The following is a 19,877-nucleotide window of genomic DNA, read 5'->3' as shown; positions in this document are numbered from 1 at the left end:
TTGATCGAGTGTCTTTTACAGCTTGATCTCGATGTCCACGCCAGCGGGGAGCTGGAGGCTCATCAGAGCCTCGACCGTCTTGTTGGACGGCTTCAGAATGTCGATCAGACGCTTATGAGTGCGGCTCTCGAACTGCTCGCGGCTATCCTTGTACTTGTGGGTAGCGCGCAGAACGGTAACGATCTCACGATCGGTGGGCAGGGGGATGGGGCCGGACACGCGTGCACCGGTGTGCTTTGCGGTCTCCACGATCTTCTCTGCTGCGGCATCGATCAGCTGAGCATCATAGCTCTGCAGACGGATTCTGATTTTCTCTTTGACTGCCATTGCTTACGCCTCCTGAAAAAATTGATTTTGCCCTAGGCGAGCCGATAAATTGCTCTACACAGTTCCGGGTGTTCCTCGATTTGGCACTATAAAAACCGGTGAACCGCATGGCAGTTCTCCCGGAAACATATTAGCAAATCAAATCCGAACATTGGTTCCGCCCGTTTCGCAGAGGAGTAACTTCTCTGCCGAGGGAACGTATTCCATCGCTGTCAGTAATTCTTTCGCCCGGTTCTAAGATCGGACATACTCCGCGGAAATAACCCATCGCAGCTATCGCCGGATGACAACCTCCCGCATCTACGCATATCGCTGGCCTGCACGACTTGTATCGCACAAGCCCTTTGCAGCCGAGAGTTATTCTATCACACCTTCGTGCATTTGGCAAGTGTTTTTTAGAAAAAAGAACGAATTTTCTTTTTTATTTTCTCCGTTTTGTCAAAGAGCGCATTTTCTGTGCAAGATGCACAATCCGCAGGCTTTTCTGCCGGTGGAAAACTCCCCTACCCTGCTTTTGCAGAGGTAGTATGGACGATTTTGCTGCGGATTATACCTATTATATAAAGGGAAGCGGCCTCGCCCTCTCAGTCACTTCGTGACAGCTCTCCCAAAGGGAGAGCCCTTGGCAAAGAGGGAAACTTTTCCGTACTGCCAAGGGCTCCCTCCGTGAGGGAGCTGGCGCGTAAGCGCCTGAAGGAGTTCGTTTTTTATCTCTTCTTCAGCTGCTCCTCCAGCCCATCCCGGGGCGTGATATAGACCGTGGTGTACACCTCGTACAGCACCATGCCGGGTTTGGCACCGCTGGCTTTCCAGATGTTTTTCACCTCGGTGGTGTCCACCGCCACCTTGGCGCCGGCGCCCGCCCTGTAGGTGCTGGAGTAGATGACTGCCAGCTCCGCGGCCTCCTGCTTGGTGGTGTCCGGGATCTCCTCGCCCCGGCTCATGACCACAACGTGGCTGCCGGGGGCCTTCTGCACATGGAACCACAGGTCTTTGCCCCGGGCGGTGTGCAGGGTGAGCTTGTCGTTCTGGGCGTTGTTGCGGCCTACCAGGATCTCAAAGCCATCGGTGGAAGTGAACCGCAGGAAGTCTGCAGGCTTCTGGCGCTTATCCCGCTGCTTGTAGTATTTCAGGTAGCCCTGACTCTTCAGCTCTGCCCGGATCTCGTTGAGGGCCGCTTCGCCGGAAGCGGACTCCACCTCGTAGAGCACCGTTTCCAGATAGGCGATCTCCTTTTCACCCTCTGCCAGCAGGTCCACAAGCATCCGGGCGGCGGTCTGCTTCTTTTTATAGTTCTTGAAGAAATTCTGGGCGTTCTGGCTGGGTGTGAACCGCAGGTCCAGCGGGATGGTCACCTCTTTGCCCTCGTCGTACCAGTTGGGCACGGTGATGCTCTTCATGCCCTTCTGGGCCAGATAGAGGTTTGCCGAGAGCAGCTCACCGTACAGACGCAGCTTTTCGCTCTTGCCGCTGGCAGCAAGCTCTTCCTGACGGGCGGCCTGCTTGCGCACGGCGCGCTCGTACATATTGTGCACCGCCTTGTGCAGCTCCTTGCTTTTGGTGCGCAGGCGTTCCGCGCGGTCCTTCTCAGCGTAGTAGCCCTCCAGCATGGCGTTGAAGGAGGGCCACTCCTTTATAATATATTTTTCGCCGTACTGCTGCGGGCGGAAAAAGGTATACTCGATGGGCTTGCCGCTGGGGTCGGTGACGCTGCAGGGCGTACCGCCGGTTGCGTGCTCTTCCTTCAGCTCGTCGATGGCGGCCATAAGCTTGCGCTTCTGTTCCTCGGTCAGCTCATTGGCGGGCAGATGTTCGCCGTCAAAGGCACGCCATGCAGCTTCGCGGCAGACCACCGGGCCAACACCGGCCACGGTCTTGTTGAGGGCATCTGCCACCGGCAGATCTCTCTGGCAGGCTGCTGCCACGATGGACGCACTGCTCACCAGCAGGAAGTCCGGTCTTGCAGGCTTGGGCGGCGTGGTGTAGGGCAGGCCCGGCAGCAGCTGGCGCACATCGCTGTCCTCAAAATCCACGCGCTTGAGTGCGTCAATGATCTTGCCGTTCTGCACCAGAACCAGATTGGAGTAGCGGCCCATCAATTCGGCACACAGGGTGTTGCGCACAAGGTCGCCCATCTCGTTGGTGCACTGAAAATCAAAATAGACGATGCGGTCTCCCGGCTCCATGTGCACGTCCAGCAGCCTGCCGCCGGTGAGATGCTTGCGCATCAGCATACAGAAGGAGGGCGGCGTTTCCGGGTTTTCAAAGCTTTCTTCGGTCAGGCACACGCGGGCGGAACCGCTGCGGGCCGAAAGCAGCAGCGCATAGGTATCCGTGCGGGTACGCAGGGTGAGCACCAGCTCATCACGGGTGGGTTCAAATAGTTTTGCGATCTTGGCGTCGGTCAGCGTTGCTTTGAGCTCTGCTGCCGTAAGGGCCAGTGTCGCGGCATCCAATGCCATAGTGTTTACCTCATTTAACGATTTTAAATGGCCACCGCATTCGCTCTGGCCATAATCAGCGGAATTTTTATTTGTATTTGTAATTCGGCCAAGCCTGCGGGCTTTGCCGAATTACTCTTTCACAGAAGAGGCTGCAGCGGCAATCTTCATCTCAGCCGGAAAATCGCCGCAAGAAAAAGCAGCGGCTTTTCCTTACAAATACGTATACGGATCCCGGTTTTCAGTGCTCACCAGCACGTCCAGCTCCGGCAGGGCGGCGCGCAGCTTTGCAGCCACGGCGGCAGTCACCGGAAATTCGGTGGCATAGTGGCCCGCCGCAATGAGCGAAAGGCCCAGCCGCTTGGCATCGATGGCGTGGTGGTGATTGGCTTCACCGGTCAGCAGGCAGTCCGCGCCCATAGCAATGGCATCTGCAAACAGGCTTCCGCCCGCACCGCTGATGACCGCCAAGCGCTTGACCGGCTTACCCGCATCCACAAACTTCACCTGCACCGCCGGGCCGTTCTTCGGCTGGTTGCAGCGCGCAGCAAGCTCCTGCTGTGCCTTGCGGGCAAGCTCCGGAACCGCGATTTCTTCAATAGCTCCCACACGGCCGCAGCCCTCGGCAAAGGTTTCCATATTCTTCATGTCAAAGATGCCTGCCAGCACTTCGTTCACGCCGCCCTCGGCAGCATCCAGATTGGTGTGCATACAGATGGCAGAAATGCCTGCCTGCACCAGCTGGAAAGGCACATCCTGCGGGCCGATCTTTTTGAGCGGATCAAAAATGACCGGGTGGTGGGACACGATCATCTCACACTGCTTTGCGGCGGCTTCGGCCACCACTTCGGGGGTGATGTCCAGTGCTGCCAGCACCCGGTGCACCTGCCCGCCGCAGTCCACCAGCAGGCCGGGATTATCCCAGTGTTCCGCCAGCTCCAGCGGCGCGATGGCCTGCATTGCTTCGTATACCTGATTAACTGTTATCATATCTTCACCATCCTCGCCCTCTCCGTCATTGCTTACGCAATGCCACCTCTCCCATGGTGAGAGGCCTTGGCATTCCATGCAGCGTTCATCATTTTGCCAAAGGCTCTCCCTTTGGGAGAGCTGGACGCGAAGCGGCCTGAGAGGGCAAGCCAGCTAATAAACTATCGATTTCCTGCGCAAGTGCGCTGCCATCCGGCACGCCAAGGCGCATCCGGGGCAGCTTTGCCTTCTGCCAGTCGGCGTAGCCTTTTCCCTCGGGCCACTCTCCCGTACTGCCAAACAGGCACTCGGCAAAGGTGGGCGCATACACCCTGCCGGTGTACTCCGCCGCCATCACCGCGTACCAGCGGCCCGCCGCCTGCACCGGGCGGTCGGCCGCAAAGGAGAAGCCATGCTCCCACAACCAGCGGCGCAGCGCGTCGTGGCGGGTGGCCGGGATCATGATGATCCGCGGCCCTCCCACGGTGAACACCCACGGGGCTTTCTCTAAAATTTCCCAAGTGGTCTGGGCGGAAACGCCCGCCAGCACGATGCTGCCTACTTCGTTCTCCGTAAGCACAGAAAGACCGTCGCCAAGCCGAAGCTCAGCGCGGTCTTTACAGCCTGCATGTTCCAGCGTCTGCTCTGCCTTTGCCAGCGGGCCGGGCCGCAGGTCGGCACCGATCACCTTCGGGTATTTTCCCGAAGCCGCCAGCACCGCCGTCAGCTTGCCGTGGTCGCAGCCGATGTCCGCCACCGGCTCTCCCGGCCGCACAAGCTCTGCGGCGGCAGCCAGACGCGCATCCAGTGTGGGCAGCAATTTATGCCTTCTTTGCGGCCAGATGCTCGTTCAGCTTCTCGATCAGCTCATCGCAGTCCACGCCGTGGACAGCACAGGCCTCCTCGATGCTCTCGCCGCGGGATGCAGGGCAGCCCAGGCAGTGCATGCCGATCTCCATGAAGTAGGGAGCGGTGGTCTGGTCCATATCCAGGATATCGCCGATGATGGTCTCGCGGGTCACCTGCTTTGCGTCCTTGTGTTCTTCCTTCTTGAGCATATTGAAAATATCAAACATGATGGTTTTCCTTTCCTGTTGGGTAAAATCACGGCATAACCTACCGTTCTTCTATACTATACCCTAAACCGGTACTGTTTTTCAAGTATCTGCTGGGATTTTCAGCGTTTACTGGTAATTCTTATCCAGCGAGAAGCCGCGCCCGCTCACCTCGGTCACATGGCTCACGATCATAAAGCAGGTGGGGTCGATGGCATGGGCCAGCTTTTCCAGCTTCGGCAGCTGGCGGTTGCTCACGATGCTCAGCAGCACCTGCTCCGGCTCGTGGCTGTAGCCTCCCTCGCCATGCAGCACGGTCACACCGCGGTCCAGCTGGGTGAAGATGGCCTCACGGATATCATCGGCGTGCTGACTGATGATCTTTACCTCGGTGCGGGTAGTGCCGAAGATGAGCACCTTGTCCAGCACCACCGTATACACGATCACCATCACGATGCCGTACAGACACTGCTGCAGCGGGCTGAACGCCGCCTGCAGGCAGAGGATGAGCATATCGAACACCAGCATACTGGCCGACACCGGGATGTGGAAATATTTGTTCAGCACCAGCGGAGGGATGTCCATGCCGCCGGTGGATGCGCCTGCCCGGATGGTGATGCCCAGCGAAATGCCTACGCCGAGGCCTGCAAAAATGGTGTTGAGCACCAGATCATCGGTGAGCACAAAGCCTGTGAACACCCGCTCCCACAGGGCCAGAAACAGGGGGCTGAGCACGGTGCTGGCAATGGTGGTGATGGCAAAGCGCCGCCCCAGCAGCACCCAGCCCACCGTAAGCATGGTCATGTTGATGACGAACAGCACACCGGACACCGGCAGTCCCAATGCACGGTTGATGCCCAGTGCGATGCCGGTGGCACCGCCGGTGATCAGGCCTGACGGCACAAGAAACAGCACCACCGTGAGCGCATACAGTGCATTGCCCACGATGATGGACAGCGAATTGAATGCGATCTGCTGCTCATATGAAAGCTTTATCATCTTTTGTCCCTCATTCTTGAATTTCTTTCTTCTATGATAACGAAAAAATCCGCATTTATCAAGCGTTTCGCCCATAAATGCGGAATAATCCCGAAATAAATTACATTTTGTTGTTTACTGCGCAGAGGTTTCCTGCACCAGTTCCTCGTCCTCCAGCAGACGCAGACCGGCGGTATCCGTCACCGGCAGCGAGAACACGATCGCGCCCGCCTTTGGCCCGGCACCGTCCATGATGGCTTTCATGATGCGGTTCTTTTCCGGCGTGCGGGCCACGATGAGCACCAGCTCCTTTTCGTTCACCAGCTCCACGCCAAGGAACTGGGCTGCGCCTTCCATGCCGGTACCCTTGGCGTGGATCACCGTGCCACCGCCAGCACCTGCTGCGCGGGCGGCATCCATAATGGTGCCGGTGTGGCCCTGATTGGCAATTACCAGCAGCAGTTCGTAACGGGTATCCTTCAAGGTGCTCTCCTCCTTCAATGTCAGCGGCTGGTGCTGGGTGAGGAACATCAGCGCCCTTCTGCCGCCGATGCTGCTCAGCGGCACCGTGAATGCAATGCCGGTGCCCGGCACGTCGATGCGCATTTTGCGGCGCAGGTCTGTCCGGACGGCCTTCCATGTATCCTCTGTCACCACCGCCAGCAGCACCGCCTTCTCGGTCTTTTCCAGACCCAGCGTGGCCAGCGTTTCCCGCACGGCGGTGCCGCTGCCCACAGTGCGCAGGCTCACATTCACGCCGTGGCTCTCATACAGCTGCAGAAAGGCATCGGTGGAGCGGCGGTCGGTGATGGTGACCAGCAAAAACAATGTACTCATACCGCACCCTCCTTACAGTTCAATGATATCATCGTCCGGCAGTCCGGCAAAGGCCTCACCCACGGCCGCAGGCTGCAGCCGCCGGGCCTTGCGGGTGCGCAGCTGTGCCACAAGGCCCATCAGCTGCACCGTGATGAGCGGCGTCATGGCGACCATCGCCACCACGCCGAAAGCGTCGGTGACGATGTTGCCTCCCACCGCTACGCATGCGCCCTGTGCCAGCGGCAACAGGAAGGTAGCCGTCATGGGGCCGGAAGCCACACCGCCCGCGTCAAACGCGATGGCTGTGAAGAGCTTTGGCACCACAAAGGAGATGCCGATGGCAAACACATAGCCCGGCACGAGGAACCACAAAATGGAAATACCGGTGAGCACCCGCACCATGGCAAGGCCCACCGAGATGGAAACACCTGCCGAGAGTGCCATGCCCATGGCCTTGGCCGAAATGGCACCGTCGGTCACCTCTTCCACTTGCTTGTTCAGCACATAGACGGCCGGCTCGGCCTTGACGATGAAGTAACCGATGAGCATTCCAATGGGAATGATGATCCAGCGGAAGCTCTGCCCGGCCAGCACCTGACCCAGATAATTACCGGCGGGCATAAAGCCCACATTTGCGCCGGTGAGGAACAGCACAAGGCCCACGTAGGTATACGCAAGACCCACCGCAATGCGGCCCAGCGACCGGCGGTCCATGTGCAGAGCCGCAAATTGAAAAATGCCGAACATCACAATGATGGGCAGCAGCGAGACAGCGATCTCTTCCAGATACGTAGGCAGGCTGACATGGAACAGCTGCCACAGCTCCACCGAGTCGCTCACCTCCGGCAGCACCGGCGGGATATAGGTGCTGTCCGAGGCGCGGAACACGATGCCCAGAATGAGCACTGCCAGAATGGGGCCGATGGAACACATGGCCACCAGACCAAAGCTGTCGTCCGCCGCGTGGCGGTCGCCGCGGATGGACGAAACACCCACGCCCAGCGCCATGATAAAGGGCACAGTCATGGGGCCGGTGGTCACACCACCGGAGTCAAAGGCCACAGCAAGAAATTCCTTGGGCACAAACGCCGCCAGAAGAAAGATCATGCCGTAGAACAGCACCAGCAGCTTTGGCAGCGAGATGCCAATGAGCATACGCAGGAAGGCAAACACCAGAAACAGGCCCACGCCCGCCGCCACCGATAAAATAAGGGTGCGGTTCGGGATGGAGGGCACCTGATTTGCCAGCACCTGCAGGTCCGGCTCCGAAATGGTGATGAGGAAGCCCAGCAGAAAGCCGATGCCCAAGATCACCGGCAGCTTCCGGCTTTTGGTGATCACCGCACCCACGCGCTCGCCCATGGGGGTCATGCTCATCTCCGCGCCCAGTGTGAAGAACATGATGCCCACCACGATCATGGCGGCACCCAGCAAAAAGCACAGCAGGATGCTGGGCGACACCGGCGCAATGGTAAAACAGAGCACCAGCACGATGGCTGCAATGGGCAGCACTGCCTGCAGCGCTTCCAATAATTTTTCCCGCAGTTTCGGGAGGGATGCTTTCAGGATAGCGTCCACCGCCTTTCACCGTTTTATATCCAGTTTGTACAAATCAGGAGTAAGTATATGAATAGTATACAAGGCAAAAGCCGCCCCGTCAACAAACGGAGCGGCAAAGATCGGCAAAGACGCAGAAGCTTTACAGTTTCTTCCAAGTTTGTCTTTATTTCGTCAGATCTCCTGCTTTGCCAGCACGTCCGAAGTGGGGGTCTGGAACACCGGGATATTGGCATAGGGGTCAGCCACTTCTTCTGCAGGCAGGCTCTTCATGTAGGCATCCATGGATTCGGCCACCTTCTTGGCCACAGCCACCGCCTCCACCACGGTGCGTGCGCCCATCACGGCATCGCCGCCGGCAAATACGCCCTCGCGGGTGGTGCTGCCGTCCTCGCTGACGGTGAGCAGACCCTTCTGGTTGGTCTCGATGCCGGTGGTGGTCTTGACGAGGTTGCTCTCCGAGCCCTGACTGACCGACACGATCACGCCGGTGTGGGGGTAGAAAATCTCACTGCCCTCCACCTGAGTGAACCTGCCATCTTCGCCCTTGACGGTATCGCGGCAGATCAGGCCGTTCTCCCGGATCTCCACCGGTGCTTTGCAGAAGCGGAAGCCCACGCCCTCCAGCTTTGCATAGCTCACCTCGTACTCGGAGGCGCTGATGCAGCTCTCGTCGCGGCGGGCATAGCAGGTGACGTGGCGGGCACCGTTGCGGATGGCGGTGCGGGCGCAGTCCATGGCAGAGTTGCCCACGCCGATCACGGCAATATCGCTGCCCAGACGGAACGCCTTGGAGTTTGCCAGATAGTCGATGCCAAAAGCTACATTTCCCAAAGTTTCGCCCTTGATATGCATGGCGTTGGCCTTCCACAGACCGGCACCGATGAACACGCTCTTGTAGCCGTCGCGGAACAGATCATCGATGGTGATGGTCTTGCCGATGGTGGTGTTGGGCCGCACCTTGATGCCCTTCAGCTCCAGATGGCGGTACTGGAAATCGTCCAGCACGCTGTCCGGCAGGCGATAGTTGGGGATACCGTAGCGCATGACGCCGCCAATTTTATCGCGGGCATCAAAGATGGTCACATCGTAGCCCCAGCGTGCCAGCAGCACCGCAATGGTCAGGCCCGCCGGGCCGGAGCCAACGACTGCCGCCTTCATGCCGTTTTTGGGGGCAGGGCCGGCGGTCATTTTGTTGGCGTAGGTCGTGGAAATGTAGTCCTCAATAATGGAGAAGTGCACCGGGTCGTGGCTGGGCATCCGGTTGCGCACGCAGTGGCCCTCGCATTGGTTCTCGTGGTTGCACACCAACGCACAAACGGTGGTCAGCGGGTTATTCTCAAACAGCATCCTGCCAGCTTCGTCCATCTGGTTTGCCTTGAGCAGCCGAATGACCTCCGGGATGTTGGTGTGGATGGGGCAGCCCTGCTGGCACAGCGGCTTTTTGCAGCCCAGACAGCGGTTGGCTTCGTCCAGAACATGAAGTGCCATGAAGTTTCCTCCTTATTGCGTGCGGTTTTCTGATTCCATTCTCATTTGTTGTATCCAACATTGCATTGCTTTAATCATACACCACAAACCGTCCGGGCACAAGTGTTTCTGCATAAAATTTTTTCGATTATTTTTTGTCAATTCGTCAAAAAGATATTTTTTTGACGATATACTCCCCCCATCGGCCCGGGCACCCGGCGGCACAGTGCGCCAAAATCGCTGGCTGCTGCCTGTGCCGCCGCCATGCGGGCGCAGTCTGCATTTTCTTTTTCCAGCTTTGCCAGCGAGTGGCTCAGCGGCAGGGATGCATGCTTCAGCAGCACAAGTGCTTCCCGCCTTGCCCCCAGCAGGTGCAGATAGGGCGGCAGAGCGGGCACTGTATCTGCCGTATAGCCCAGTGCAGCATCCATGGCAAGGCGGCGCATCCGGGCGCGGGGGTAACGCACAGTGGTCAGCGCGTCCAGCAGCTGGGGCAGGCCGGTGCAGCTGCGCACGGCGTTTTCCAGCCGGTGGTCCAATCCCTCGGAAACGCCCCGCACTGCGGCAAAAGGTTCCGGCCGGGCACAGGCCGCCCGCAGCAGAGCCAGCTCACACCGGCCCGCAGCGGCATGATCCGTATACATTCCGTCGATTTCCGCTTTTTTATACAGCTCCAGTGCTTTTTCCGGCACATAAGGAGTCAGCGCATCCGCGCCCTGCTCTGCCCAGAGGGCACGCAGCGCGCTGGCGCTGGCAAACTGTGCGTGGCCGCTTTCGGCAAGGGCCTGCCCGTGGCCCGCCCCCACGCGGGGCAGCGGCACCGGGGTCATGGGTGCCTCCTGTTCCAGAATGGCCTTGCAGTATTCCACTGCCAGATTGTTGTTGGGCTTATCCAGTAGCGCGGCCAGCGCCGTGCCCGGACAAAGCGCTTCCACCGCCGCTTGCCGCGCCGCCGCAAAGCTGCGCGCCCCGGCCGCAAGCTGGCGTTTCAGCTCGGTGCGGTAGGCTGCGCTGCACAGCACCCGGGCAGCTTCCATCAGCAGGGCTGCGTCCGGCATCTCTGCCCCGAACACCAGCGCATCGCACCCGGCGGCGGCAAGGATGCGCACCCCCGCCCGGGCAAAAGCCTCTGCCCCCGCACAGGCACAGGGCGCAGGCAGCGCAAATATCAGATCTGCCCCGCACTGCAGGGCGGCCTGCACCCGCACCGTTTCCGGCAGCAGCGGCAGTGCGCCGCGCTGGGTCAGCCCGCAGCTCATGGCCACCGCCACATGCTGTGCTCCCAGCGCTTTTGCCTGCGCCAGCTGCCATGCATGGCCGTTGTGAAAGGGGTCGTACTCTGCAATGATACCGGCAAATTTCATAGATGAGCTCCTCTGCAGGGCTGCTGCGCCCTCGGAAAGATTGTTAAATTTATATCGTATATACAGAAAACTGCAGTGGTTTTGCGCATTTGTGGGCAGGATGTACAAAAACCTTGTACACAAGCTTTACCGCTTTGCCCGGGTTGCGGCTTGAAAAGCCGCCCACCCTATTATATAATAAACACAGGAATCTGTAAAATTCTGTCCTCAGGTTTAAAAAGAGGGCAGACCAAAAACATACAGGAGGCAACACAGATGAAAGTTCTGGTTATTAACTGCGGCTCTTCTTCTCTGAAGTATCAGCTGATCGATATGGACGGCGAGAAGGTGCTGTGCAAGGGCCTGTGCGAGCGCATTGGCATGGAAAGCAGCATGATTACCCATGAGGCAAACGGCCACAAGGCCACCACGCCCGCCATCTTCCCCACCCACACCGAGGCATTTGCCGAGGTCGTGAAGAAGATGACCACCGGCGAAGGCAAGTGCATCAACGACGTGAGCGAGATCGATGCCATCGGTCACCGTGTCGTGCACGGCGGCGAGAAGTTCAAGGAGAGCTGCCTGATCACCGACGAGGTCATCGAGACCATCCGCGAGCTGAGCCCTCTGGCTCCCCTGCACAACCCCGCCGGCATTCTGGGCATCGAGGCCGCACGCAAGGTGTTCGGCAACATCCCCATGGTGGCTGTGTTCGATACCGCTTTCCACAGCACCATGCCTCCGAAGGCTTATATGTACGCCATTCCGTATGAGTACTATGAGAAGTACGGCGTGCGCCGCTACGGCTTCCACGGCACCAGCCACAAGTACGTTGCGCACAAGGCTGCCGAGTATCTGGAAGAGCCCATTGAGCGCCTGAAGCTGATCACCTGCCATCTGGGCAACGGTTCCTCCATTGCCGCTGTGGATCAGGGCAAGGTCGTGGACACCTCCATGGGCATGACCCCGCTGGCCGGCCTGATGATGGGCACCCGCTGCGGCGACCTGGACCCCTCTGTGGTCAACTACCTGAAGTACACCCTGAACATCACCGGCCACGAGCTGGACGAGATCCTGAACAAGAAGTCCGGCCTGCTGGGCATCTCCGGTGTTTCCAGCGACAAGCGTGATGTGGAGGAGGCTGCTGAGGCTGGCAACAAGCGTGCTATTCTGGCCTCTGATATGCTGAACTATCAGATCAAGAAGACCGTTGGCGCTTACATCGCTGCCATGGGCGGCGTGGATGCCATCGTCTTTACCGGCGGCATCGGCGAGCACGACGCGATCGCCCGTGCAAAAGTCTGCCACCACATGGATTGGCTGGGCATCCGCATCGATACCGAGAAGAACAAGCACCCCGTGGGCGATGTGTGCGAGATCACTGCCTGGGGCGCAAAGGTGCGCACTCTGGTCATTGCTACCGACGAGGAGCTGATGATCGCCCGCGACACCAAGGAAGTCCTCGAGAAGTAATCGTTTTCCAAAGGGCTTTGCAGGGGCTGCTGCACGGAATGTGCGGCAGCCCCTTTTCATCTTCCGGCAGTTATTTTACCCAAATCAGCCCTGTCGGATTGTGCTATCTATACAAATAGCAAGGCGAATGGTTGTTTTTTGGTTGACAAATTTCAAAAAGAACGGTACAATAGAAAAGTCCTCAATTGGAGGACGTCCATTCATTCAAGCCCCTGGTAAGCTTACTGATCAGCGCGATGGTCCCAAAACCAAAGGTATGGTTACAATCCTTCCGTGGGCAAGAACTAACTAAAGAGGAGATACTACTATGTTTGAAGACAAGACTCTGGTCTGCAAGGACTGCGGTAAGGAATTTGTTTGGACTGCTGGTGAGCAGGAGTTCTACGCATCTCGCGGCTTCGAGAATCAGCCCCAGCGCTGCAAGCCCTGCCGTGACGCCCGCAAGAACGGCGGCGCACGCAGCAACAGCGGTGAGCGTCAGATGTTCGATGCTGTCTGCGCAGCTTGCGGCAAGGCTTGCAAGGTCCCCTTCCAGCCCCGTGAGGACCGTCCGGTCTACTGCTCTGACTGCTTCGCTCGCATGAAGCAGAACTAAGCGCTGATTTTTATTTAAATCGGTAACAAAAGGCCCGCTGTCGAAAGGCAGCGGGCCTTTTTGTATTCAGAGCTTCTCCTGTCTGCTTACGCAGCCATGGCGGAAGGAGTCTTTCACACCAGCGGCGCAATAAACTTGAGCAGGATGCCCGCCAGATGCAGCAGCTTTTTGCCCTGCCAGATGCTTTCTTTCGTCTGCTCCACCCTGCGGCACCGGGTGAGCGTATCCTGAAAATCCGCTTCCATGTTGGCAATGCAGTCGGTGCCGCGCATCCAGACCGCGTTTTCAAAGTGATGGTACAGGCTGCGGTAGTCCAGATTGATGGTGCCCGCCACAGCTTCCACGCCGTCGGCGATCACGATCTTCGCATGGGTAAAGCCGGGCTGCCACTCGCTGATCTTCACACCCGAAGAAATCAGCGCCTTGTAGTGGGTCTTGGCCAGTGCATAAACGAACCACTTATCCGGCTTGCCGGGCAGGATCAGGTGCACATCCACACCGCGCTCTGCCGCAAAGCGCAGGGCCGTTTCCAGCTCGCCGTCTAAAATCAGATACGGCGTGATGATGTGCACATACTTCCGGGCGCGGTTGAGCATATCCATGTACACCATTTCGCCCACCCGCTCACCGTCCAGCGGGCAGTCTCCGTAGGGCACCACAAAGCCCTTGGCGTTTGCTGCCGCCGGGATGGGATCGGACAGGAACTGCTCAAACTCCGGCTGACGCAGGATGCACCACATCTGCAGGAACAGCGCCGTCATGGAGCGCACGCCTTCGCCTTCCAGCATCAGGGCCGAGTCCTTCCAGCGGCCATACTTTTCTATGTGGTTGATGTACTCATCTGCCAGATTCACGCCGCCGGTAAAGCCCACTTGGCCATCAATGACCAGAATTTTGCGGTGGTCGCGGTAGTTGTAGTGAGTGGAAACAAAGGGCGTGACCGGCGAGAACACCTTGCACTGGATGCCCAGCGCTTCCAGCCGGCTGGGGTAATCCCGCGGCAGGGTGGAAAACTCACAGGTGCCGTCATACATCACCCGCACATCCACCCCCTGCGCCGCCTTGCGTGCCAGCACTTCCAGAATGCGGCCCCACATCAGGCCTTCATCCACGATGAAATATTCCAGAAAGATGTACTTTTTTGCCGTTTCCAGCTGGCGCAGCATTTCATCGAACATGGCTTCGCCGCCGTTGAAGTAGGTGGCCACCGTGTCGGCATAGACCGGAAAACCGCCTCCCTTGCCCCGCAGATACCGTGCCAGCGGCATCGCTTCGGGTGCCTGCTCCTGCAAAAGCTCCACGGTCTGCTCATTCTGCGGCAGCTGGGCGCGGGTCTGGCCCTCCAGATCCAGCAGGCGGTGCTTCAGGGCATTGTGGCCCACATCACTTTTGGTGTACCAGAACAGCGGCACGCCCAGCACCGGCATCAGCGCTGTGACCACCAGCCATGTAATGCGCACGCTGTTGTCCATGTCCTGATTGAGCAGATAGACCATCATTGCCGCTGTTACCAGCAGGGTGCCGCCAAAATAATGCGGCAGCAGCTCGCCGAACCACTGCAGCAGGCTGAACAGCGCGAACGCCTGTAAAAGCAGCAGAACCAGCACTAGGCCAAAACGGCTGAAAATAGCGTGTACCACGCCCTTCTGTCCCCGTTTGAGCAGGCGGATGCCGCCATCCTCAAACACCCGGACCTTGTCCTTCATATTTTGCTGAAATTGTTTTTTCTGCATGGCATTTTCCCTTATCTCACACATTTGCAGCCCTGGGGCTGTAAAAATGTGCCGGTTTGTGTTATGATGTACAGGAACAAGCCCGCCCGGCGCTGTGTCCCGGACAGGCAGCTTTGTACCTATTATAATCCATTCCTGCCCTTTTTTCCACCCAAAACGGCAGGATGATGCAGGAGGGACCCCTATGAATAATCTGATCATTGGCATTGCAGGCGGCTCCGGCAGCGGCAAGACCACCCTTGCTCTGCGGCTGAAGGAGCGTTTTGGCGAGGATGAAGTGCGCCTGATCTCCCACGACAGCTATTACAAGCGCCACGACGAGCTGCCCTTTGAGGAGCGCTGCAAGCTGAACTACGACCACCCGGATGCTTTTGACAACGCTTTGCTGATCTACCATCTGCAGGAGCTGAAGGCAGGCCGCGCCATCGACTGCCCGGTGTACGACTACTCCAACCACAACCGCAGCGACAAGGACAGCACATCGAGCCCGCACCGGTGCTGATCGTGGAAGGCATCCTGCCCTTTGTGGAGCCGGAGCTGTGCGCCCTGTTCGACTACAAGATCTTTGTGGATACCGATGCCGACGAGCGCATCCTGCGCCGTCTGGTACGCGACGTGAAGGAGCGCGGCCGCAGTCTGGACAGCGTGATCGAGCAGTACCTGACCACCGTCAAGCCTATGCACGAGGCCTTTGTGGAACCCAGCAAGCGCAATGCAGACATCATTGTGCCCAACGGCGGCGAGAACACCACCGCCATTGAAATGCTGGCTCACCACATCCGCAGCCTGATCGAAAAGGCAAACATGGTGTAAATTTCCACTTCATTTTTTGCACGCAAAAGGAGCCACCGCACAGTTGGTGCAATGGCTCCTTTTTTCTTATCTCAGTGGATAGAGGTACGCACCAGTGCGCGCTTGAGACGCGCCTGAGCCAGCTCGTAGTCCTTCTGGTCGAGGTTCTTCTGCGCAAGGATCTCCTCCGCGCGCTTCTTGGAAGCCTCGGCGCGGGCCTGATCGATCTCCTCGGCCCACTCCCATGTGGTGGCGACCAGACGCACTTCGCCATCCAGCACGCTCAGCAGCCCGCCCATGCAGGCGGCGCGGCGGCGCTGGCCCTCGGCATCCACGATATGGGCTTCGCCCATGCCCAGCGCGGTGCAGTAATCCCCGTGTTTGGCAAGGATGGCCAGATCGCCGTCAATGGCGCGGCAGACGATGCGCTCGGCCTGCCCGTCAAAAGCGCAGCCGTCCGGCGTGACCACCGTCAGATGAAAGGTCGTCATGGTTTACCCTTTCTTCGCTTTTGCGAACACGTCATCGATGGTGCCCGCGAACAGGAATGCGCTCTCGGGCAGCTCGTCGCACTCGCCGTTCAGGATCATCTTGAAGCCGCGCAGGGTCTCCTTGAGCGGCACATACTGGCCGGGCATACCGGTGAACTGCTCTGCCACGTGGAAACTCTGGCTCAGGAAGCGCTGCACCTTGCGGGCGCGGCTGACCGTGCGCTTGTCTTCCTCGCTCAGCTCGTCCATGCCCATGATGGCAATGATGTCCTGCAGCTCCTTGTAGCGCTGCAGCACCTTCTGGACGGCGCGGGCGATCTCGTAGTGCTCCTGACCCACGACCTCCGGGCTGAGGATGCGGCTGGTGGAATCCAGCGGGTCCACAGCGGGATAGATGCCCTGCGAAGCAATGTCACGGCTCAGGACCGTGGTGGCATCCAGATGGGTAAAGGTGGTGGCAGGGGCCGGGTCGGTCAGGTCGTCGGCGGGCACGTAGACGGCCTGCACCGAGGTGATGGAACCCTTGCGGGTGGAGGTGATGCGCTCCTGCAGAGCGCCCATCTCGGTGGCCAGCGTGGGCTGGTAGCCGACGGCAGAGGGCATACGGCCCAGCAGTGCGGACACCTCAGAGCCTGCCTGCGTGAAGCGGAAGATGTTATCGATGAAGAGCAGCACATCCTGATTCTTCACATCGCGGAAATACTCCGCCATGGTCAGGCCGGACAGTGCCACGCGCATACGGGCTCCCGGGGGTTCGTTCATCTGGCCATAGACCAGCGCAGTCTTGTTGATAACGCCACTCTCGGTCATTTCGCCGTACAGGTCGTTGCCCTCACGGGTGCGCTCGCCAACACCGGTGAACACCGAGTAGCCGTTGTGCTCGGTGGCGATGTTATAGATCAGCTCCTGGATCAGGACCGTCTTGCCGACGCCTGCACCGCCGAACAGACCGATCTTGCCGCCCTTTGCGTAGGGGCAGATCAGGTCCACGACCTTGATGCCGGTCTCCAGGATCTCGGTGGTGGACTGCTGCTCCTCGTAGCTGGGAGCAGGGCGGTGGATGGGCCAGTAGGCCTCCGGGGCCGGGGCGGGCTTGTTGTCCACGGGCTCACCCAGCAGGTTGAACACGCGGCCCAGACACTGGTCGCCCACGGGCACTTTGATGGGTTCGCCGGTATCCACGGCTTCGGTGCCGCGCACCAGACCATCGGTGCTGTTCATTGCAATGCAGCGCACCACGTTATCGCCGGTGTGCTGTGCCACCTCGACCACCAGCTTTTCGCCGTGGTTGTCGATCTCGATGGCGTTGAGCAGCTCCGGCAGCTGGCCATCCTCAAACTGGATGTCCAGCACCGGGCCGATGACCTGGAGCACCTTGCCGATATGTTTTTCGGACATAGGCTACAACTCCTTTTTGATAGGTTTTAAATCTCCGCGCCGGCCACGATCTCGGTGATCTCCTGCGTGATGGCAGCCTGACGGGCACGGTTATAATACAGGTTCAAATGGTCGATCATCTCACCGGCGTTCTTGGTGGCGGCATCCATGGCAGTGCGGCGGGCGGCAAGCTCACTGGCTACGCTCTCGCACACGGCACCGTAGACGATGCCTGCCACATACTCCGGGATGATCGCGCTGAATACTTCCTCGCTGCTGGGCTTGTACAGGATCTGGCTGCGGCGGGCATCCGCCTTCTGCTGCTCGGTAGGTTCGATGGACAGCGGCAGCACCTCCATGGTGGCTGCAGTCTGGGTCATCATGGAATCGAACCGGGTGTAGCAGATCTTTACCGCATCGTACTCGCCCTTGAGGTAGCCCTCGGTGATCTGGCGGGACAGCTGGAAGCACTCGCCCACCGAGACATCTGCCGCCAGCAGCACCTCCTGCGTGAACAGGGGCACCTCGTGGTGGACGAAATACTCTGCCGAGCGCTTGCCGATGGGCAGCACCAGCACTTCGCCTTCTTCGGCCCCGGCCTGCTTGAGCACGTTGGAATTGTATCCACCGGCAAGGCCGCGGTCGCCTGCGATCACGATGAGCAGGGTGCGCTTCACTTCGTCACGGCGCAGGTAGGGGTTGCGGGCGCGGGGGTCGGCCGCGGCGATCTTGGTCAAAGTCTCATGCAGCGTTTCAAAGTAGGGGCGGCTGTGCTCCACCCGTTCCTTGGCGCGGCGCATTTTGGAGGAAGCCACCAGTTCCATTGCCTTGGTGATCTGCATGGTGCTCTCTACGCTTTTGATGCGCAGCTTGATGTCCTTCATGGAACCAGCCATGCGTTACGCCTCCTTCCTTAGTGCGCTTTGACGAAGCTTTCGGTGTAGGCCGTGAGCACGCTCTTAAGCTGCTCCTCAGTGTCCTTATCCAGATTGCCGGTGGTGCGGATGGTCTCCATGACGGCGGCACCCGCAGCATTGTTGTCCAGATATTCGTACAGGCCCTTCTCATACTCGGCCACGTCCGGCACCTTGACCTTCACAAGGTGATCGTGAATGGTCGCATACAGGATGGCCACCTGCTTTTCCACAGGCACGGGAGCGGAACGGTTCTGCTTGAGCACTTCCACGATGCGCTCACCTTGTGCAAGGCGGGCCTTGGTGTCGGCATCCAGATCGGAACCGAACTGTGCAAAGCTCTGCAGCTCGCGGTACTGGGAGTAGATCAGCTTCAGAGTGCCGGCGACCTTCTTCATGGCCTTGATCTGGGCATTGCCGCCCACACGGGACACCGAGATGCCGGGGTTGACTGCCGGCATGACACCGGAGTGGAACAGCTCCGTCTCCAGGAAGATCTGACCATCGGTGATGGAAATGACATTCGTGGGGATGTAGGCGGAAACATCGCCCGCCTGCGTCTCGATGATGGGCAGAGCCGTCAGGCTGCCGCCGCCCAGCTCATTGGAGAGCTTGGCCGCGCGTTCCAGCAGACGAGAGTGCAGATAGAACACGTCGCCGGGGTAGGCCTCACGTCCCGGGGGACGGCGGATCAGCAGCGACAGTGCACGGTAGGCCACGGCGTGCTTGGACAGATCGTCGTAGATGATGAGGACATGCTTGCCCTGATGCATGAAATATTCGCCCATGGCACAGCCGGAGTAGGGTGCGATATACTGCAGGGGCGAAAGCTCGGATGCCGTTGCGGACACCACGATGGTGTAGCCCATAGCGCCGGCCTCGGTCAGGCTCTGCACAAGGTTTGCCACGGTAGAGCGCTTCTGACCGATGGCAACGTAAATGCAGATGACGTCCTTGCCCTTCTGGTTGATGATGGTATCGGAGGCGATGGTGGTCTTGCCGGTCTGGCGGTCGCCGATGATCAGCTCGCGCTGGCCGCGGCCAATGGGGATCATGGAGTCGATGGCCTTGATGCCGGTCTGCAGCGGCTCTTTGACCGGCTGACGGTCGATGATGCCGGGAGCGCGGCTTTCAATGGCGCGGAACTCGGTGGTCTCGATGGGGCCTGCGCCGTCGATGGGCTGGCCCAGCGCGTTGACCACGCGGCCGATCATGGCTTCGCCCACCGGCACGGACACCACCTTGCCGGTGCGCTTGACAGTGCTGCCTTCCTTGATGCCGACGTCGGAGCCCAGCAGAACGATGGAGACGGTGTTCTCCTCCAGATTTTGGGCCATGCCGTATTCGCCGTTATCAAACTGAAGCAGCTCACCTGCCATGCACTTTTCCAGACCACTGGCGCGGGCGATTCCGTCGCCCACCATAATGACCGTGCCGGTCTCGCTCTGCTCGATGGCATTTTCGTAATGCTTGATCTGCGCACGGATGATCTTGGAGATCTCTTCAGGTTTCAGTTGCATCTTTGTTTGTTCACCACTCAATT

17 protein-coding genes and 1 pseudogene are annotated in these 19,877 nt (G+C 59.1%); 3 read left to right on the top strand and 15 right to left on the bottom strand.

Translation table 11 applies throughout. The features are described 5' to 3' along the window. Positions 1-15: 15 nt before the first annotated feature. The 10 genes from rpsJ to DWV57_RS11400 form a co-directional block, all read right to left on the bottom strand. Positions 16-327 (bottom strand): 30S ribosomal protein S10, encoded by a 312-nt coding sequence (gene rpsJ / locus DWV57_RS11445; protein ID WP_005934923.1) that lies wholly within the window; start codon positions 325-327, stop codon positions 16-18. A 707-nt stretch (positions 328-1,034) separates the two neighbouring features. Further along, complete coding sequence (locus tag DWV57_RS11440; RefSeq protein WP_120020859.1) at positions 1,035-2,789, bottom strand: NFACT RNA binding domain-containing protein; 1,755 nt, start codon at positions 2,787-2,789, stop codon at positions 1,035-1,037. Positions 2,790-2,981: 192 nt separating this feature from the next. After that, positions 2,982-3,758, bottom strand: a complete 777-nt coding sequence (locus tag DWV57_RS11435; RefSeq protein ID WP_120020858.1) for a Nif3-like dinuclear metal center hexameric protein — start codon at positions 3,756-3,758, stop codon at positions 2,982-2,984. 88 nt (positions 3,759-3,846) lie between these two features. After that, on the bottom strand, positions 3,847-4,557 hold the full coding sequence (locus DWV57_RS11430) for a class I SAM-dependent methyltransferase (protein WP_120020857.1): 711 nt from the start codon (positions 4,555-4,557) through the stop codon (positions 3,847-3,849). A gap of 1 nt (position 4,558) precedes the next feature. Beyond that, positions 4,559-4,813, bottom strand: a complete 255-nt coding sequence (locus tag DWV57_RS11425) for a DUF1858 domain-containing protein (protein WP_005938058.1) — start codon at positions 4,811-4,813, stop codon at positions 4,559-4,561. A gap of 108 nt (positions 4,814-4,921) precedes the next feature. Next, the gene (locus DWV57_RS11420) at positions 4,922-5,791 is read right to left on the bottom strand and encodes a YitT family protein (protein WP_044953275.1); all 870 of its coding nucleotides are present in this window, start codon (positions 5,789-5,791) and stop codon (positions 4,922-4,924) included. Between the two features lie 114 nt (positions 5,792-5,905). After that, positions 5,906-6,607 (bottom strand): P-II family nitrogen regulator, encoded by a 702-nt coding sequence (locus DWV57_RS11415; protein ID WP_120020856.1) that lies wholly within the window; start codon positions 6,605-6,607, stop codon positions 5,906-5,908. 12 nt (positions 6,608-6,619) lie between these two features. Beyond that, the gene (locus DWV57_RS11410) at positions 6,620-8,167 is read right to left on the bottom strand and encodes a DUF1538 domain-containing protein (RefSeq protein WP_118526571.1); all 1,548 of its coding nucleotides are present in this window, start codon (positions 8,165-8,167) and stop codon (positions 6,620-6,622) included. Between the two features lie 153 nt (positions 8,168-8,320). Then, the gene (locus DWV57_RS11405) at positions 8,321-9,637 is read right to left on the bottom strand and encodes an NAD(P)-dependent oxidoreductase (RefSeq protein WP_118526569.1); all 1,317 of its coding nucleotides are present in this window, start codon (positions 9,635-9,637) and stop codon (positions 8,321-8,323) included. A gap of 137 nt (positions 9,638-9,774) precedes the next feature. Continuing rightward, positions 9,775-10,980, bottom strand: coding sequence for a nucleotidyltransferase family protein (locus DWV57_RS11400; RefSeq protein WP_120020855.1), 1,206 nt, complete (start codon positions 10,978-10,980; stop codon positions 9,775-9,777). 255 nt (positions 10,981-11,235) lie between these two features. Between DWV57_RS11400 and DWV57_RS11395 the strand changes: the two genes are divergently transcribed. Further along, positions 11,236-12,432, top strand: a complete 1,197-nt coding sequence (locus tag DWV57_RS11395; RefSeq protein ID WP_120020854.1) for an acetate kinase — start codon at positions 11,236-11,238, stop codon at positions 12,430-12,432. A gap of 307 nt (positions 12,433-12,739) precedes the next feature. Next, positions 12,740-13,027, top strand: a complete 288-nt coding sequence (locus tag DWV57_RS11390; protein WP_005921120.1) for a zinc-ribbon domain containing protein — start codon at positions 12,740-12,742, stop codon at positions 13,025-13,027. A gap of 113 nt (positions 13,028-13,140) precedes the next feature. Here DWV57_RS11390 and DWV57_RS11385 read toward each other — a convergent pair whose 3' ends face one another. After that, positions 13,141-14,760: a phospholipase D-like domain-containing protein gene (locus DWV57_RS11385; RefSeq protein WP_120020853.1), complete on the bottom strand. Its 1,620-nt coding sequence runs from the start codon at positions 14,758-14,760 to the stop codon at positions 13,141-13,143. A gap of 184 nt (positions 14,761-14,944) precedes the next feature. Between DWV57_RS11385 and udk the strand changes: the two are divergent. Continuing rightward, positions 14,945-15,573, top strand: a pseudogene (gene udk / locus DWV57_RS11380) (uridine kinase). 71 nt (positions 15,574-15,644) lie between these two features. On the opposite strand, the gene atpC reads toward udk, so the two are convergent. Genes atpC through atpA form a run of 4 tightly spaced genes read right to left on the bottom strand, consistent with a single transcriptional unit; the run spans position 15,645 to position 19,854 of the window. After that, positions 15,645-16,043 (bottom strand): ATP synthase F1 subunit epsilon, encoded by a 399-nt coding sequence (gene atpC, locus DWV57_RS11375; protein WP_120020852.1) that lies wholly within the window; start codon positions 16,041-16,043, stop codon positions 15,645-15,647. A 3-nt stretch (positions 16,044-16,046) separates the two neighbouring features. Further along, a complete protein-coding gene (gene atpD / locus DWV57_RS11370) occupies positions 16,047-17,441 on the bottom strand; it encodes a F0F1 ATP synthase subunit beta (RefSeq protein WP_005938088.1) in 1,395 nt (464 codons plus the stop codon). Positions 17,442-17,467: 26 nt separating this feature from the next. Continuing rightward, positions 17,468-18,316 (bottom strand): ATP synthase F1 subunit gamma, encoded by an 849-nt coding sequence (atpG, locus tag DWV57_RS11365; protein WP_005938091.1) that lies wholly within the window; start codon positions 18,314-18,316, stop codon positions 17,468-17,470. 17 nt (positions 18,317-18,333) lie between these two features. Next, a complete protein-coding gene (gene atpA, locus DWV57_RS11360; protein WP_120020851.1) occupies positions 18,334-19,854 on the bottom strand; it encodes a F0F1 ATP synthase subunit alpha in 1,521 nt (506 codons plus the stop codon). Between the last annotated feature and the right edge of the window lie 23 nt (positions 19,855-19,877).

It is taken from the genome of Faecalibacterium sp. AF10-46 (assembly GCF_003604105.1).
Taxonomy (GTDB): Bacteria; Bacillota; Clostridia; order Oscillospirales; family Ruminococcaceae; genus Faecalibacterium; species Faecalibacterium taiwanense.
Note: the sequence above shows the minus strand (reverse complement) of the source record. Positions and strands in the feature narration are given on the sequence as shown.

Coding starts and splice junctions, on each gene's coding strand:
- rpsJ (WP_005934923.1), bottom strand. CDS start 327: ATGGCAGTCAAAGAGAAAATCAGAATCCGTCTGCAGAGCTATGATGCT.
- DWV57_RS11440 (WP_120020859.1), bottom strand. CDS start 2,789: ATGGCATTGGATGCCGCGACACTGGCCCTTACGGCAGCAGAGCTCAAA.
- DWV57_RS11435 (WP_120020858.1), bottom strand. CDS start 3,758: ATGATAACAGTTAATCAGGTATACGAAGCAATGCAGGCCATCGCGCCG.
- DWV57_RS11425 (WP_005938058.1), bottom strand. CDS start 4,813: ATGTTTGATATTTTCAATATGCTCAAGAAGGAAGAACACAAGGACGCA.
- DWV57_RS11420 (WP_044953275.1), bottom strand. CDS start 5,791: ATGATAAAGCTTTCATATGAGCAGCAGATCGCATTCAATTCGCTGTCC.
- DWV57_RS11415 (WP_120020856.1), bottom strand. CDS start 6,607: ATGAGTACATTGTTTTTGCTGGTCACCATCACCGACCGCCGCTCCACC.
- DWV57_RS11405 (WP_118526569.1), bottom strand. CDS start 9,637: ATGGCACTTCATGTTCTGGACGAAGCCAACCGCTGTCTGGGCTGCAAA.
- DWV57_RS11400 (WP_120020855.1), bottom strand. CDS start 10,980: ATGAAATTTGCCGGTATCATTGCAGAGTACGACCCCTTTCACAACGGC.
- DWV57_RS11395 (WP_120020854.1), top strand. CDS start 11,236: ATGAAAGTTCTGGTTATTAACTGCGGCTCTTCTTCTCTGAAGTATCAG.
- DWV57_RS11390 (WP_005921120.1), top strand. CDS start 12,740: ATGTTTGAAGACAAGACTCTGGTCTGCAAGGACTGCGGTAAGGAATTT.
- DWV57_RS11385 (WP_120020853.1), bottom strand. CDS start 14,760: ATGCAGAAAAAACAATTTCAGCAAAATATGAAGGACAAGGTCCGGGTG.
- atpC (WP_120020852.1), bottom strand. CDS start 16,043: ATGACGACCTTTCATCTGACGGTGGTCACGCCGGACGGCTGCGCTTTT.
- atpD (WP_005938088.1), bottom strand. CDS start 17,441: ATGTCCGAAAAACATATCGGCAAGGTGCTCCAGGTCATCGGCCCGGTG.
- atpG (WP_005938091.1), bottom strand. CDS start 18,316: ATGGCTGGTTCCATGAAGGACATCAAGCTGCGCATCAAAAGCGTAGAG.
- atpA (WP_120020851.1), bottom strand. CDS start 19,854: ATGCAACTGAAACCTGAAGAGATCTCCAAGATCATCCGTGCGCAGATC.